This is a genomic window from Candidatus Eremiobacterota bacterium (assembly GCA_031082125.1).
GTDB lineage: Bacteria > Vulcanimicrobiota > CADAWZ01 > CADAWZ01 > Ess09-12 > Ess09-12.
In genome coordinates this window covers 2,796-3,037 of the sequence record JAVHLM010000032.1, presented here as the reverse complement: position 1 = coordinate 3,037, position 242 = coordinate 2,796, and the positions used below count along the sequence as shown (strand labels likewise).

The 242-nt window shown below is 50.0% G+C and carries 1 protein-coding gene; it reads right to left on the bottom strand.

The features are described 5' to 3' along the window. On the bottom strand, nt 1–242 hold a 242-nt coding region (locus tag RDV48_25910; GenBank protein ID MDQ7826264.1), incomplete at both ends, for a hypothetical protein.

Below are 242 nucleotides of genomic sequence, written 5' to 3'. Positions count from 1 at the left end.
CATTGGTCGAAGTCTTGTTCAGGAACTGCGAGAGGGCATTATTGTCGCTCTTGGTAAAATTCTTGACGAGAGGCGATGCGAGCCCTTCATTGGTCGAAGTCTTGTTCAGGAACTGCGAGAGGGCATTATTGTCGCTCTTGGTGAGATTCCTGATGAGAGGCGATGCGAGCCCTTCATTGGTTGAAGTTCTGTTGAGGAACTGCGAGAGGGTGTTCTCTTCAGTCTTGGTAAGGGTCCTTGTG